We start from the raw sequence: 15,255 nt of genomic DNA, 5'->3' as shown, positions 1-15,255 counted from the left end.
GACAACCCCTCGGGTGCGCCGAGGGCAGGATGGGAGGGTGGCTGATGATCTGAGACTCGCCCAGGAGGCCGCCCTCGCGGGTGCGGCCGAGGCCCTCCGGCACTTCGCGGCCCTCGCCGGGCTGCCGCGTGAGGTCAAGGCCGACGGTTCCGTGGTGACCGCCGCCGACCGGGCCGTCGAGACCCGGATCCGGGAGGTCCTCGCCGGCGCCCGGCCGGGGGACGCGGTTCTCGGCGAGGAGCACGGCGAGACCGCCGGCGCCGGGGGCCGCCGCTGGATCATCGACCCGATCGACGGCACCAAGCTCTTCGTCGAGGGCGACGACCGGTGGCTCGTGCTGATCGCCCTCGAGGAGCGGGGCGAGATCAGCGCCGCCGTCGCGGCGGTCCCGGCCCAGGGGCGGATCTGGTGGGCCGAACGCGGCGGCGGCGCCTGGGAGGGCCGCGTCCAGGACGGCCGGATCCTCGGCGAACACCGGATCCGGGTGGCCGACACCGGGCCCGCCGAGCTGGCCGAGAGCCGGCTCGGCGTGGTGCCGGACTGGGGACGCGACACGGTCGCGCCGCTCATCGAGGCGGCCGACGAACGCGGGTGGACGGTGCAGCCCGCGCTCCTGGTGGCCCGGGGCGAGCTCGATCTGGCGGTGCAGACCGGCGGCCAGATCTGGGACTTCGCGGCCACCTCGCTGATCGTGACCGAGGCCGGCGGCGACTACCGGGGGCTGGACGGGCGGACCCGGCCGGGACCGGGGGCGTCACTGTATTCCCGGAGTACCGAGTTGGGCGATACCGCCTTGAAGGTGCTCAACGCTCGCTAACGTGAGGATCGTGAGAAATAGGTGGTTGCCCTTCGCCGGCCTGCTGCTCGTGCTCGTGTCCGCCGGCTGCGGCGGGCCGGCCGACCAGGAGCCGGCGACCGAGAAGTCCAGCGCGGCGCTGCCCATCGTCAGGTCGTACGAGAAATCGGTCGCCGGGGTGGTCGAGGCGGCCGAGGCGTTCCTCGCCACCCTCGACGCCGACGAGAAGGCGCTCACCCAGCTGGAGCTGACCGAGGCGGACGCGACCCTGTGGTCGAACAAGCCGTGCGGATCGTCCTGCCGGCCCGGCATCCGGTTCGGCGACCTGGACTTCCAGCAGCTGGCCGCCGCCAAGAGCGTGCTCAAGACGGCACTCGGGACGCGGCCCGGCGCCGGCTACGAGCGGGTCGAGGAGATCATGGCCGCCGACGACCATCTCGGCCTCCTCCAGGTCAAAGGCGCGATCAGCAGCGCCCGGCCGCCCAGCGGGATGCCGAGCCCCCGGGCGCTCGGCGGCAGCCCGCCCAGTGGCATGCCGAGCGTGGGTCCCGGCGGTGCGATGCCCTCCGGAGGGCCGGGTGGCGGCTCGGACACCAGCTACTCGTCCGGCAACTACTTCCTGGCGTTCCTCGGCGCGCCCGGCACCATCGGGGCCTGGGAGATCAGCTTCGGCGGCCACAACCTCGCGGTGCACATGTCGTACAAGGACGGCAAGGTGGTCGGGGCGTCACCCTTCTTCGTCGGCGTCGAGCCGGCCACCTGGACCGATGCCGCGAACATCCAGCACGCGCCGCTGCAGGACATGAGGACCGCCCTGATCAGCATGCTCGACGGCCTCACCGATATCGAGCGAGGACAGGCGAAGCTGACGAAGACGTACAACAACGTGCTGCTCGGGCCGGGTGAGGACGGCGAGTTCCCGGCGAAGAAGGAGGGCCTGTCCGCCGGGGCGCTCACCGCCGCGCAGAAGAAGCTGATCCTGTCCGCCGTCGAGCCGTGGGTGGCGGGCGCCGACGACGCCACCGCCGCGGAGCTGATGAAGACCTACGCGCTGGAGATCGACAAGACCTACGTCGGGTGGACCGGCGCCACCTCGCTGACCAACCAGGGCGACTACGTGCGCATCGACGGGCCGAGCGTCTGGGTGGAGTTCGTCACCCAGAACAGCGAGATCCTCAAGGGCCAGAGCCAGTACCAGACGGTCTACCGCGACCGCACCCGTGACTACGGTGGCCAGTTCACCTTCTGACGACCGTGGGGCCCCGGCGCGCCGGGGCCCCACGCCTCGTCACGGCGCGTGCAGGGTGATCGTCGTCCAGGCGCCCACGTGCACCCGGTCGCCGTCCTTCAGGGCCCGGGTCTGGCCCGGGTCCAGCGGCCGCGCCTCCTCGTTGAGGTAGGTGCCGTTGGTCGAGCCGAGATCGGAGACCAGCCACGTGCCGTCCACCGAGAAGGTGAGCAGCGCGTGGTTGTGCGAGGCCCCCGGGTCGGCGGGCGCCTGGGCCAGGTCGATCTCCGGGGTGGTGCCCTTCGAGGAGCTGTGCCGGCCGATCCGTACCTGTGGTGGGGCCAGCCGGACGGTCCGCCGGGGCGCGCCGGCCGGGAACTCGACACCCTCGATGTCGTTGTCGGCGAAGTAGTCCGGATCGGCGAAGACCGTGGCGGTCCACTCGCCGGCCGGCGCCGCCGGGGTGGGCGTGCCGAGCTGCGGGACCCGCCCGGTGGTGTAGTCGTAACCGCAGTCCTCGCAGAACCGGCCCGGCCCGCGCGGCGCCCGGCACTGCGGGCAGTCCCCGGCCGGTGCGGCCGGCTCGGCGGCGGCCGGGGCGGCGGTGGTCACCACGGCGGCGGGTGCGGCGCCCTCGATCGGGGAGCCGCACGTGTCGCAGAAGTCGCCCTCGGTGGACGCGTGACCGTTCGGGCAGGTGTAGGCGCTCACTGGCCGCGGCCCACCCGGACCGTCTTGGTGGAGCGGGTGTCCAGGGCCATCTCGTCCTCGGCGGCCACCCGGCGCTTGAGCCGGACCGTGCCGGTGACCGCGTCCTCGATCTCCACCACCTTGGACAGCAGCTCCTCGGTGGCGGTGTTGCCGCTGGCCCGGGCGAGCTGGGCGGCCCGGCCGAACTTGATGGTGGCGGTCCGGTCGTCGCCGGCCTTGTGCGCGGTCAGCCCCTCCTGGATCACCTCGGCCAGCTCGGCCTGACCGGTGTAGTGGGCGACCTGCCGGTTGATCTTGGTGGAGAGCGCGGTGTCCTCGGTCCAGGTCGCCTTCACCAGTACGGTCGCGAGCACCGTGTCGCCCTCGAGGATCTGCACCCGCCCGGCCATCATGTTGTCGCCGACGTTGCCCGGCGTGACGTCGAAGCAGAGGTGGTAGTCGCGGCTCTCCTGCCCCCAGGAGCCGAGCGGGTAACGGCCCGCCCGCCCGTCCTCCACCCGCTTGCCGGTCAGGTCGGCCACCTGCGGCTCGACCTGCTTCACGAAGCGGACCTTGCTGGTCACCGGGGTGATCACCTTGAGCTGTACGTCGGCGCTGGTCTTGCCCATCGCCGCGGTGATCATCTGCTGGAACGAGGCGGTCAGCTCGGTGGGCTTGGCCACGATGTCCACGGTCCCGAGCATCCGGTCGGCGATCTTGCGGAGCTCGGCGACCTTCCAGTTGGCGCCGACACCCCGGCAGTCGCAGACGAACTGCTCCTTGATCTGGTCCAGCACCGTCTCCAGGTAGCCGGCCCGCTCGCCGTTGTCGCCGTCGGTCAGCAGGATGGCGTGCTTGATGTCGCCCGGCCGCTGGGCGAACAGCTGGGCGGCCATCAGCAGCCAGGCGCCCATCGCGGTGCCGCCGTTGGCCTGCAGGCGCTCGATCGCCCGGGCCGCGTCGGCCCGGGTCTGCGGCGAGGCGACCGCCAGCTGCCCGGGGTCCGGGAACAGCTGCTGGGCGGTGCTGACACCGGCGATGATCGCGAAGTGCACGCCGTCGTCGATGCACTCGACGGCCGCCTTCGCGGCCTGCCGGGCCGCCCCGATCCGGCCCTCGGCCTGCATCGACCCGGACGCGTCCACGATGATGATCTCGGTGGCGCCGGCCGTGCGGCGCCCGCCCTCGCTCCCGGTCGAGGTGATCGTCACGATCGCGTTGACCTCACTCGCACCCGTGGCGAGGTACTCGTTCTGGAACGCCTCAGCGGTGTACGACACGCGTGTCTCCTCAATCCTCGCTGGTGGTGGACAGTTCCCTGGTCTTCGGTTCGGTCTCGGCCACCGGATGCACCGGCACCAGGGCGACCGTGATGTTGTCCGCGCCGCCGGCCGCGTTCGCGTAGGCGACCAGCGCCCGGGCCGCGTCCAGCGGACCGGCGGCGGCGGCCAGGGCCTCGCGGACCACGGCGCCGAACTCGGCCGCGTCGGGCAGGTAGTTCCACAGTCCGTCGCTGCACAGGATCAGATGGCCCGGCTCGGTGGCGGTGAACGACCGCACCCGCGGAGCCACCGGCCCGGCGTCCGCGCCCAGCCACGCCGTGATGGCGTGCGCCTTCGGATCGTTCATGGCGGTCACCGGGTCGGCGCCCAGGGCGATCACGTGGGCGGCCCACGAGTCGTCCTCGGTGAGCTGCTCGGCCGGACCGTCCGGGCCCAGCCAGTAGACCCGGCTGTCGCCGACCCAGCCGTACCCGACGTGCGGCCCGCGGACCGCGGCGGCCACGATCGTGCAGGCCGGGTTCGCGGCGGCCCGGCGCGGGTCACCGGTGTGCGCCAGCGACGCCACCGCGGCGGCTGCCCCGGCGATGGCGTGCGCCACCGCGCCGGCCAGCCCCACCGCCCCCTGTGGACGGTCCAGGTCCACCGTCTCGTCCGGGTTGCCGGGCGCCGGCTGCTCGTCCGGATGGCGGGCGGCGGCCAGCAGCTCACCGGCCGCGCGGACCGCGATGTCCGAGGCGGCGTCCGGGTCGAACGACGCCGACACGCCGTCGGAGACCACCACGTCGGCGGCGTCCGAGCCGACGGCCAGCCACATGGCGTCCTCGTTGCGGTGGTGGCGGCGGCCCCGGTCGCTCACCGCGGCGCCGGTCGCGCCGCCGTCGGCTTCCAGATGGTCGCGGGATCGGCCGGCCTGCATGCCGCACTCCTCGCAGTACCCGTCGTCGTCCACGGCGCCCGCCGCTCCGCAGTGCGAGCAGTCCTCCCGGGCCGAGGGCGGCTCCGCCGTTTCGGTCAGCCGGCGACCGCACACCTCACAGAAGCTCGCGCCGGCGGTGCGCTCGTCGGCGCACGAGGTGCAGTCGGTGGTCAGCGTCATTTCCGCCCTTTCAGGTACGCGTACGCGGCCGGACCGCGTTCGCCAGGTCGACCAGGCGGATCTTCTCCGCGCCGTGCGTGGCCCGGGCCATCTCCCGGTACGCCGACTCCAGCGCGAACCGTACGTCCCGTTCCGGATCCCGCTCCGCCGGGGTCCCACCGATCACCGTGGTCAGCACGGTCCCGGTGAGCCGGGTCCCGCCGTCCATGGTGCGCAGCACCTGCTCCAGCAACTCGGCCCGCAGCGACGCCAGCTGGGCCGCCTCCACCTCGAGCCGGGAGATCAGACCGGCCGCGGTGGCCAGCGAGTCCACATCGACCGCCGCGGTCCGGTGCGAGCGGACCAGCGCCCGGATCGCGCCGATCTGCGAACTGGGGTACGCCGACGAGGTGCCGGGGACCCGCCCGTACGCCTCCACCGCCCCGGCCCGGTCGCCGTTCGCCAGCCGGCACCGGGCCAGCCCCGCGGCCGCCGCCGTGTACGCCGGATCGGTGCGGCTGACCACGTCGTAGTACCCGCAGGCGGTGGCCGGGTCGCCGGCCAGCTCAGCGGTGACCCCGAGGGCCAGTTGCGGCGCCGGCTCCCCGGGCAGCGCCGACCAGACCGCGTCGAACCGCTGCCGGGCCCGGGCCGTGTCGCCGGTGGACAGCGCCAGGATCCCGTCGTACCAGTCGACCCGCCAATCCGGCTCCAGCGAGTCGCGGACCATCTCGGCGGCCTCGGTGTCGCCCTGCCCGATCAGCTCCCGCAGGGTCCGCAGCCGCACCTCGACGGTGTCCTCCGGGGCGGTCCGCAGCTGGGCGAGCACGGTCTTCGGGTCGGCCGCGGTGATCGAGGCGAGGAAACCGGCGGCCGGGTCGCTCAGGTCGATCAGCGGGGTGGGCAGGTCCTGCCAGCGGGCCCGCTCGTCGCGCAGGTCGGTGCGCAGCTCCCCGGTGAAGTAGCGGGACACCGCCGGCCGCGGGGTGCCGTCGGTGGCGAGGACCTGCCGCAGCACCCCCAGCATCTGCTCGGACATCTCGGCCGCGTCGGCGAACCGCTCGCCCGGGTCGGTACGGGTGGCCCGCACCAGCAGCCGGTAGAACGACTCGTGCCGCCGGTACACCTCGAACTCGCCCCGGTCCGGCAGGCTGTCCTTGAACGTGCTCTGGTAGCCGCGGAAGTCGGTGGTCAGCACGGCGAGCGTGCGGCCGATGGTGTAGAGGTCGGACTGCGGGGACGGCCCGTCGGTGGCCATCTCCGGCGCCTGGTAGCCGACGGTGCCGTAGATCGCCGCCTCCTCGTCGTCGACGTGCACCACGCCACCGAGGTCGATCAGCCGCATCTGGTCGCCGGACTGGATCACGTTGTCCGGCTTGAAGTCGCAGAAGATCAGGCCGCGGTCGTGCAGGTACCCGAACGCCGGCATGATCTCCAGCACGTAGGCCAGCGCCTGATCCACCGGCAGCGGGTTCGCCGCCCCGTCGCCCCGGCGCTGCTTGAGCAGGTCCTTGAGCGACTTGCCGCCGACGAACTCCATCACGATGTAGCCGGAGCCGTCGAACTCGACGAAGTTGTAGATCTTCACGATGTTCGGGTGCTCGACCTCGGCCAGGAACCGCCGCTCCGCCACGGCGGCGGCCAGCGCGTCCTCGTCGCCGGAGTTGAGCAGGCCCTTGAGGACCACCCACCGGTCCGACACGTTCTTGTCGACGGCCAGGTAGACCCAGCCCAGACCGCCGTGCGCCAGCGGGCCGACCACCTCGTACTGGCCGGCGACCAGGTCGCCCTTGCTCAGCTTGGGGGTGAAGTTGAACGCCTCGCCGCAGGACGGGCAGAAGCCGGACGGGCGCGCGGCCCGCTCGCCCCGGGCCCGGCCCACCGGGTTGCCGCACTTCGCGCAGAACCGTTTGGACTCCGGCACCTCGGCGACGGTCATCACGGCGGTCGACGGGTCGGCGGTGCGGATCGGCTCGATGGCGACCAGCCCGCCACCGAAGCGGCGGGCCGAACCGGTGCGGGAGCTGGTGGTGGTCCGGCCGCTGCCCCGGGTCCGGGAGGACAGCGCGCTGCTCGCGCGGGCCGACGCGGCGGTCGCCGTCCGGGGTGCGGGCACCGTGACCGGGGCCAGCCCGCAGGTGTCGCAGTAACCCTCGTCGATCGTCCCGTCGCACCCGTCCCGGTTGCAGCCGCCCGCCGCCACGACGGCGGGAGCGGGTGCGGGCGTGGGTGTGGGTGTGGGTGTGGTGACGGGCGCCAGCCCGCAGGTGTCGCAGTAGCCGTCCTCGATCGTTCCGGGACAGTTGTCCCGCCGGCAGCTGGTCATCGGGCCTCCCTGGCGGCGATGGTGGCGGAGAGCGCGTCCTGGTACGCGTCGACGGCGGCCCGCGCCGCCGTCAGGTCACACGGCGCGGAGAAGAGGGCGTCACGGGCGGTCTCGGCGAGCGGGCCGAGCCCGGGGTCCTCGCCGAGCCCGCGGCTCAGCGCCTTCGCCCGGTACGCGTCGAGCCGCCCGCGCAGCTCGTTGCGCTCGGCCAGCAGGCCGGCGTTGCGGGCCCGGGCATCCCGCAGGTCGGCGAGCCGCTGCCGGGACTGTCTGGTCCAGGCCGACAGCCGGGGGCTGATCAGCGCCCAGTGCCCGGCCGCGGCGAGCGCCTCGATCGCGACCAGGTCGGCGAGCGGGCTGTCGCCGCGGACCACGGCGACCCGGTCCCCGGGGAACCGCCCGGCCACCGCGTCGCGGGCCGCGGCGGCGTCCCGGGACGCCGCGTCCACCTCGGCGGCGAGCACCCGGGCGTCGCGCAGCCGCTGGGTCAGCGACTCCCGCAGCTCGGTGGCCGAGGTCCGTTCGGCGTCGGCCCGGGCGATCAGGGCGCGCACCCGGTCCAGGCCGGAGGTGTCCGCGCCCAGCGGGTCCGAGGCCAGCGTGCCGGTGATGCCGCCGAGCAGCCGGTCGGCCTCGTCGAGCAGGCGCTCCGCCTCGGCCGCGAGCGTGCCGGCGCCGGCCTGCCGGGTGAGCGAGCGGACCTTCGACAGCGCGGCCGCGGCGTCGGCCGCGGCCGGCACGGCCCGGCGCCAGGCGTCCCCGGCCGCGGTCACCACGGCGACCGCGGTGGTGAACGCCGCCTCCATCCCGGCGAGCAACTCGGCCGGCGTGCAGGTGGTGCTGACCTGCCCGGAGCCGAGCAGCCCGCGCTGGGCCAGCGGCACCGTGGCGGTGGCCAGGGTGATCGAGTGACCCAGCACCTCGCGCTGGTAGGCGGCCCGGTCCGCGTCGCTCATCCGTTTCAGCGCGCGGTCGCCGTGCCCGCGCAGCGCCCGGGCCCGGGTGATCACGTCGCCGAGCAGCCGGTGACCCTGCCACAGCTGGGCCAGGGCCTCGCCGGCGTCGGACCAGGCGGCCGCGGTGCGGCCGGTCAGCCGGGTCCGGCCGAGCTCCTGACGGTCCGGGTTCTGGTCCAGCTCGACCAGGTTGGCGGAGATGGCGGCCACCGCCTTCTCCAGCCGTTCCAGCTCGGTGTCGGCGGCGAACACGCTTCCGGCGTTCATTGCGCCACCTCCGCTGCGCTCCGGCGTCGCAACGAGTTCGAGACTGAGCTGAATGATTCGCTCGCAAGCTCGCTCATTGCGCCACCTCCGCTGCGCTCCGGCGTCGCAACGAGTTCGAGACTGAGCTGAATGATTCGCTCGCAAGCTCGCTCATTTGTACTCCGCCACGGGTGGCTTCGGCGCCGGGCCGCTGGCGTGCAGCCATTTGTCGTACAGGGCCGTCCAGGTGCCGTCGGCACGCATCCGCTCCAGGACCGCGTTGACGAACTCGGTCAGGTCCCGGTGGGTCCGGCTGATCGCGATCGCGTACGGCTCCTGGGTGAAGGGCTCGCCGACCACCTTGGCGTACGGGTCCTGGGCGGCCAGGCCGGCCAGGATGGTGTCGTCGGTGGAGATGGCCTCCACCTCGTTCTGCTGGAACGCCACGAGGCACTCGCCGAAGTCGCGGCGGGCCACCGCCTCGGGTTTCGGGTCGATCTTCGCGAGGTTCTCCAGGGAGGTGGAGCCGCTGGCCGCGCACACCGGGCGGCCGCCGAGGTCCTGGATCCGGGTCACCGTCGAGTCCCTGCCGACCAGCACCTTCTGCCCGGCCTCGTAGTAGACGGTGGAGAAGTCGACCCGCTGCCAGCGGGCGCAGTTGGTGGTCATGGTGTTGATGGCCATGTCGACCTGGCCGGTGGCGACCGCGTCCACCCGCCGGGAGCGGGGGATCACCAGGATCCGCACCTTGTCGGGGCTGCCGAAGATGGCCCGGGAGATCTCCCGCGCCATGTCGACGTCGAAGCCCTCGATGGCGCCGGTGAACGGGTCGCGCGAGCTGAACAGCAGGGTGTCCTGGCTGGTGCCCAGGATCAGGTGGCCGCGTGCGCGGATCTCCGCCATCCGGCTGCCGGCCGGGATCTCCAGGCCCCGGGTGGGGCGCCAGCTCTTCCGCGGCTCGCACTCCGGCGCCGCCGTCGCCGAGCCGGTGGCGGACGGTGTGGGCGACGGGCCGGGCGCGGCCGTCGGCGGCGGGGGAGCGGGGGTGCAGCCGGCGGCGAGCAGCGTGAGGACGGCGACGACAGCGAGAGCGCGCATCAGCGGTACTCCTCCAGCCGGGCCCGCAGGCCGATCGTGGCCAGTACGCCGATCACCAGCGCGAGCAGTGGGCCCAGCACGACGAGCGCGCCCAACCCGGATCCCGCGGCCTCGCTGCGGGAGGCGAAGGCGGCCCGCCGGTCGTCCATGGCCGTGTCGAGGATGTCGGTGAGCTGGTCGAAGGTCTGCGCCATGCCGTCCGAGGCGGCGAGTCGCACGGCGCCCTCGTAGTCGCCGCCGTCGTCCAGCGAGCGGACCTGCCGGTGCGCCGTCAGGAACCGGCCGTGCAGATCGGCGGCCTCGCCCATCAGCGCCGGCATGTCGTCCAGCTGCGGGTCGTCGAAGGTGACCCGCTCGCTCAGCTGGCGGAACTCCTCCTCGAGCGGCCCGTGCCCGGCCCGCGCCGCGAGGGTGAGCGCCTCGTCGGCCCGTTCCCGCAGCACCAGGATCCGCTTCTCGGCGAGGACCTCCAGCGGCGCCGACCCGTCCCGGTCGGCGGCGGCCAGCTGGCCGCGCTGGTGGCCGAAGACCACGACGCAGCCGATCATCAGGAGCACGGCGACCCCGGAAGCCGCCAGCAGGGGCACGTTGAACACCCGGTTCGTGCTGCGGCTCAGGTAGATCTGCGTCCACACGAGCGCCACCGCGAGCCCGACGAACAGCACCACCAGCAGCATGAGCCACCAGGAGGCGCCGGCGTCCGCGTACCCCCGGTCGGCCGCGCGGCGCGCCTCCTGGAAGAGCGCCTGCGCCTGCGGTTGCAGGGTCTCCCGGTTCAGCTGGGAGGCGGTGGACAGGTACGCGGCGCCGACCGGCTTGCCCTGCCGGTTCAGCGTGCGGGCCGAGGCGACCAGCGCGGTGTAACGGGTGAGCCCGGTGGCGATCCGCTCGATCGCCTCACCGGCCCGGCTGCCGGCGGGGACGCGGCGGGCGGCCGAGGTGAGCGCGGCGGCGGCCTGCTCCAGGTCGCCCTCGTAACGGCGGGTGAGCCCGGCCGGCTCCAGACCGCCGGTGATGAAGGCGCGGGCCGCGGTGGTGTCGGCGTCGGCCAGCGAGGAGTAGACGGTCTGTGCCTCGCTCATCAGCGGCTGGGCCCGGTCACGCAGGTCGGCGGTGCCGGTGGCGGCGGCGCTCGCGGCCACGCCGGCGACCAGGCCGGTCAGCGCGGTGAGCACGAGCAGGGTGACGAGCAGCAGCTGGAGCCGGCCGGGCGAGGTGTGCCGCAACCCGGTGAGGTGCTGCAGCGCGGCCCGTGGTGGCGCCTGAACCATCGTCACGCTTCGAGCCTCTCCCCAGTTGGAACCGCAGGTCCACTGTGCGTCATGGGCGCAACCGTGAGGCGTGCCCGGACGCGGCCCGGGACAGCACGGCGCCCGGCGGGAGCCGCCGGGCGCCCTGCTCGACCGTCACGTTCAGCTGAGCTCACGTTTGAGCAGCTTGCCGGTCGCCGTCATGGGCAGCGCATCGACGATCTTGACGACGCGCGGGTACTTGTAGGAGGCCATCTGCTCCTTGCCCCACGCGACCAGTTCCTCCTCGGTGACGGTGGCCCCCGGCTTGAGGATCACGAACGCCTTGACCTCCTCGCCGTGGCTCTCGTGCGGCACCCCGATCACCGCGGCCAGCGAGACCGCCTCGTGGGTGATCAGCACCTCCTCGATCTCCCGCGGGTAGACGTTGAAGCCACCCCGGATGATCATGTCCTTGGCCCGGTCGACGATGTAGTAGAAGCCGTCCTTGTCGCGGCGGGCCAGGTCCCCGGTACGGAACCAGCCGTTGTGCATCACCTCGGCGGTCGCCTCCGGCCGGCCGATGTATCCCCGGAAGATGTTGTGCCCGCGGATCGCGATCTCGCCGATCTCGTCCGGGTTCTCGATGGTGTTCCCGTCGCCGTCGATCAGCTTCACCTCGACGCCCCAGATCGGGATGCCGATGGAGCCGGGGCGCGGATCGCTGTCCGGGTCGCTGAAGGTGGCCACCGGGGAGGTCTCGGACAGCCCGTACCCCTCGAGGATGGTCACCCCGAAGCGCTCCTTGACCGCCTTGATGATCTCGACGGGGAGGCTGGAGCCACCGGAGACGGCGACCCGCATGTTGCGGGCGATCCGCTCGACGTCGACGCCCTCGGTCTGGTCCAGGGCGTTGAGCAGGCCCCAGTACATGGTCGGGACGCCGGCGAAGAACGTCACGTTCTCCGACTGGAGCAGCTGGACGGCGGCCGTCGCCTCGAAGCGCGGCAGCAGCACCAGCGTCGACGCGGTGGCGAAGCCGGCGTTCATGTTGACCGTCGAGCCGAACGAGTGGAACAGCGGCAGGACCAGCAGGTGGGTGTCGGTGCCCGGCTGGGTGCCGAAGAGCCGGTTGCAGGTCAGCGCGTTGAGCACCAGGTTCGAGTGGGACAGCTCGGCGCCCTTGGCCTGGCCGGTGGTGCCGCTCGTGTAGAGGATCACCGCGGCGTCGGTCTCGTCGCGCAGCACCGTCTCGAAGAGCGGCGACTGCCCGGCCAGCGCCGCGCCCATCGTCTCCGCGCCCTCGATCGGCGACGCGGCCGCCGGGTCGGCGGTGATCAGGAAGAACTGCTCGCAGTCCGCGGCCTCGCCGAAGCCGGCGAAGCCCTCGGCGCCCATCGGCAGCTCCGGGGTGCCCTGGAAGCAGAAGTAGGCCTTGGCGCCCGAGTCGCGCAGGTGGTAGGCGATCTCCCGGCCCTTGAGCAGGACGTTCAGCGGCACCACGACCGCGCCGGCCTTGAGGATGCCGTAGTAGACGATCGGGAAGTACGGCAGGTTGGGGCAGGTCAGCGCCACCTTGTCGCCGGGCTGCACGCCCCGCGCGACCAGCATGGTGGCCACCTGGTTCGCCGCGGCGTCCACCTGGGCGTAGGTCAGCCGCTGCGGGCCGAGCACCACAGCCGTGCGCTCCGGGTAGTGGCGAGCGCTGTCCTCCAGCAGTACGGAGAGGTTGAGCATGCGGTGGAACCCTTCTTACCGGTGAGTTGTGACGGCCGCCTCATCCCAGCACGCCCGCCCCCGCCCGTGGAAGTCACCGTTTCGACTTTGTTTCGTGGTGCGATTCATCAAGTCCGGCCGCCGGACGCCGATGACTCCAGCGTGGGAATCCCGGTGTTGGACGCGGTACACGTGGGCCGTCAACCGATCTTTGACGCGGCCGGCGCGGTGGTGGCTTATGAGCTGCTCTTCCGCGGCCGTCTGGACGCCGTCGAGTCGGGACGGCAGGATACGTACGCCACCAGTGCCGTCATGGTGAACGCGTTCACCGAGTTCGGCATCGCCGAGGTGGTCGGCAACCGGCCGTGCTTCATCAACCTCACCCGCGAGTTCGTGACCGGGCGGCTTCCGTTGCCGTTCGACCCCGACCAGGTGGTGCTCGAGGTGCTGGAGACGGTCGACGTCGACGACGAGGTGATCGCCGGGCTGACGGCCCTCGCCGAGGCCGGTTACCGAATCGCCCTCGACGACTTCGTCTGGGGCTCCGGCCACGAGCGGCTGCTCGGCCTGGCCTCGTACGTCAAACTCGATCTTCTCGACGGCGACCTGAGCCGCCTCGACGAGATCGTGGCCGCCTGCCGTGAGCATCCGCGGATCCAGATCGTCGCCGAACGGCTGGAGACCGAGGCCCAGGTGGCGATCGCCGACCATTACGGCATGGAGCTGCGCCAGGGGTACGCCCTGAGCCGCCCCCAGGTGCTCAGCACGCCCAGCCTCTCCCCGTCCCGGCTGCGCCGGCTGGAGCTGGTCGCCGCCCTCATGGCGCCGGACGTGCCGCTCGACAAGATCACCTCGATCATCGCGAGCGACCCGGCGCTGGCGCTGCGCGTGCTGCGGGTCAGCAACTCGGTCGCCGCCGGTGTGGTCAGCCGGATCTCCTCGGTCCGCCAGGCGATCATGATGGTCGGCCTCACCCGGATCCGCCGCTGGGCCACCCTCATGGTGGTCGACGACGTCGGCGAGGCCCCCGAGGAACAGCTGCTCACCGCCCTGGCCCAGGCCCGCCTCTGTGAGAGCCTGGCCCCGCGCTTCGGCGCCGACCCGGGCGCCGCCTTCGTGGCCGGGCTGGTCACCGGCATGGCCGGCGTGATGGCGACGACCCCGGCCGCGATGGCCGAGCAGTTGCCGCTGTCCACGGAGGTGGCCGACGCGCTCACCCACGGCGCCGGCCGGCTGGGCCAGGTGCTGAGCACGGTGCAGGCGTACGAGAACGGCGAGTGGGGCACCGGCGACCTGGCCGGGCTCTCCCTCGACGCGATGCGCTGGTCGACACTCACCCTCACGGCGGCCAACGCGTACGCCCCCGGCAAGACCGTCAACTAGGCCGGTCAGGCCCGGGGCTCCGCCTCCACCTCGACCTCCACGCCGTCGGCGTCGGTGACCTCGATGATCTCCCACTCGTGCTCGACGGCCGGGTGGCGGCTCGTCCACCAGACGCCGAAGGCGGTCAGTCCCAGGTTGAACACCGCCGGGCCGAGGACGAACAGGTCGCGCAGCGGGCTGTCGAACAGGCCGTAATGGTTGTCCAGCAGGCAGACGAAGACCGACCAGGGCAGTCCGAACACGGTGAGCAGGAGACCGACGAGCCCGGCGGCCAGATCGGGCTGGGGGCTGGCGGCGGCCGCCTCGCTGGCCGGGCCGAGCCAGAGGTAGGTCAGCGGGATCAGAGTGCCGCCCTGGATGGCGACCAGCGTCCAGCGGCGCTTGATGTTCGCCGGCCCGGGGACGGTCTCGTTCCGCGCACTGCCCTGCATCGTCGCAACCCCCTGGCTGAGTGTGGTCGCGTCAGCCTAGAAACGTTCAGGCCCGCAGAGAACCCCCCAAAGCAGGTCCGGTGCGAGGCCTCCACCGTCAAGATCACGAAATATCATGCCGGGCGGTTCGGTACCGGGCGGGGCGTCATTCCCCGATCGTCACGGTGATGGTGCCGAGAAGCCCGGCCTTGAGGTCGAACCGGTCGCGCGGCACCACGTGCAGCACCCCACCGGTGTCCGGGCGCGGGTCCTCGGCCGCCACCTGACCGTCGATCTGGCCGGCGATCTGCTCGGGGACGAAGAGCGGGCCGGCGTACGTCACCGACCGTCCCCCGGCCAGGTATCCGCCCACATGAACCTCGGCGAGGATGGTCACCGGCGTGCCCGCCTCGCGGCCCGGATGGACGGTACGGAACTCCGCGTACCCCTCGGCGCCGGTCACCTGGGCGCCGCGCAGCTCGCCGTCACCGGTGGCGTCGCGGTGCCGGATGTCCAGCACCGCGCCGCCGACCGGTGTCCCGGTGAGCGCTTCGAGGACCCGTACCCGCAGCATGAGCGGCACCCCGGGCCGGTCGCCGGCGACGTCCCGGCGGACCAGTTCGAGGGGCAGCGGCTGGGCGCCGCCGGGTTCGGCGCGGATCAGGCGGGCGTGCTGGGGGCCGCGCTGCGCCGGCCGGGGAAGGGGCCGGTCGGCGGGCGTCCTGTCGAGGCTGGCACACCGGTTGATGACAGGTGTGCCTCCCGTCTCCTCGTTCCGCAACTACCCACCCCCGCTGTCGTCACCTAAGAGATGATCTT

Annotated in this window: 13 protein-coding genes; 3 read left to right on the top strand and 10 right to left on the bottom strand. The window is 72.9% G+C overall.

The genetic code is table 11. The features are described 5' to 3' along the window. Positions 1-37: 37 nt before the first annotated feature. Both J5X75_RS16170 and J5X75_RS16165 read left to right on the top strand, forming a co-directional pair. Positions 38-817, top strand: coding sequence for an inositol monophosphatase family protein (locus tag J5X75_RS16170; RefSeq protein WP_208468213.1), 780 nt, complete (start codon positions 38-40; stop codon positions 815-817). Positions 818-827: 10 nt separating this feature from the next. Beyond that, the gene (locus tag J5X75_RS16165; RefSeq protein WP_208468212.1) at positions 828-2,045 is read left to right on the top strand and encodes a DUF3500 domain-containing protein; all 1,218 of its coding nucleotides are present in this window, start codon (positions 828-830) and stop codon (positions 2,043-2,045) included. 39 nt (positions 2,046-2,084) lie between these two features. Here J5X75_RS16165 and J5X75_RS45980 read toward each other — a convergent pair whose 3' ends face one another. From J5X75_RS45980 to J5X75_RS16125, 8 genes are all read right to left on the bottom strand, one after another. Beyond that, positions 2,085-2,735, bottom strand: a complete 651-nt coding sequence (locus J5X75_RS45980) for an FHA domain-containing protein (protein ID WP_208468211.1) — start codon at positions 2,733-2,735, stop codon at positions 2,085-2,087. Beyond that, complete coding sequence (locus J5X75_RS45975) at positions 2,732-3,994, bottom strand: vWA domain-containing protein (RefSeq protein ID WP_208468210.1); 1,263 nt, start codon at positions 3,992-3,994, stop codon at positions 2,732-2,734. The genes J5X75_RS45980 and J5X75_RS45975 overlap by 4 nt, the downstream gene beginning before the upstream one ends. Positions 3,995-4,004: 10 nt before the next feature. Next, positions 4,005-5,093: a PP2C family protein-serine/threonine phosphatase gene (locus tag J5X75_RS16150; RefSeq protein ID WP_208468209.1), complete on the bottom strand. Its 1,089-nt coding sequence runs from the start codon at positions 5,091-5,093 to the stop codon at positions 4,005-4,007. A 10-nt stretch (positions 5,094-5,103) separates the two neighbouring features. Then, complete coding sequence (locus J5X75_RS16145) at positions 5,104-7,398, bottom strand: serine/threonine-protein kinase (protein ID WP_208468208.1); 2,295 nt, start codon at positions 7,396-7,398, stop codon at positions 5,104-5,106. Further along, positions 7,395-8,621 carry a hypothetical protein gene (locus J5X75_RS16140; RefSeq protein WP_208468207.1) on the bottom strand — a complete coding sequence of 409 codons (1,227 nt, stop codon included), beginning with the start codon at positions 8,619-8,621 and terminating at the stop codon, positions 7,395-7,397. The genes J5X75_RS16145 and J5X75_RS16140 overlap by 4 nt, the downstream gene beginning before the upstream one ends. 150 nt (positions 8,622-8,771) lie before the next feature. Further along, positions 8,772-9,698 (bottom strand): glutamate ABC transporter substrate-binding protein, encoded by a 927-nt coding sequence (locus J5X75_RS16135; protein ID WP_208468206.1) that lies wholly within the window; start codon positions 9,696-9,698, stop codon positions 8,772-8,774. After that, on the bottom strand, positions 9,698-10,969 hold the full coding sequence (locus J5X75_RS16130; RefSeq protein WP_238488227.1) for a GlnX family signal transduction membrane protein: 1,272 nt from the start codon (positions 10,967-10,969) through the stop codon (positions 9,698-9,700). The genes J5X75_RS16135 and J5X75_RS16130 overlap by 1 nt, the downstream gene beginning before the upstream one ends. Before the next feature lie 141 nt (positions 10,970-11,110). Further along, positions 11,111-12,664: a long-chain-fatty-acid--CoA ligase gene (locus tag J5X75_RS16125; protein WP_208468205.1), complete on the bottom strand. Its 1,554-nt coding sequence runs from the start codon at positions 12,662-12,664 to the stop codon at positions 11,111-11,113. A gap of 153 nt (positions 12,665-12,817) precedes the next feature. Here J5X75_RS16125 and J5X75_RS16120 point away from each other — a divergent pair, with 153 nt between their 5' ends. After that, positions 12,818-14,026 carry an EAL and HDOD domain-containing protein gene (locus J5X75_RS16120; protein WP_307798108.1) on the top strand — a complete coding sequence of 403 codons (1,209 nt, stop codon included), beginning with the start codon at positions 12,818-12,820 and terminating at the stop codon, positions 14,024-14,026. A 5-nt stretch (positions 14,027-14,031) separates the two neighbouring features. On the opposite strand, the gene J5X75_RS16115 is transcribed toward J5X75_RS16120, so the two are convergent. Further along, positions 14,032-14,457, bottom strand: a complete 426-nt coding sequence (locus J5X75_RS16115) for a hypothetical protein (protein WP_208468203.1) — start codon at positions 14,455-14,457, stop codon at positions 14,032-14,034. A 145-nt stretch (positions 14,458-14,602) separates the two neighbouring features. After that, positions 14,603-15,217 (bottom strand): peptidase associated/transthyretin-like domain-containing protein, encoded by a 615-nt coding sequence (locus tag J5X75_RS16110; protein WP_208468202.1) that lies wholly within the window; start codon positions 15,215-15,217, stop codon positions 14,603-14,605. Positions 15,218-15,255: the final 38 nt, after the last annotated feature.

The organism is Actinoplanes flavus (genome assembly GCF_017592555.1).
Classification (GTDB): Bacteria; Actinomycetota; Actinomycetes; order Mycobacteriales; family Micromonosporaceae; genus Actinoplanes; species Actinoplanes flavus.
Note: the sequence above shows the minus strand (reverse complement) of the source record. Positions and strands in the feature narration are given on the sequence as shown.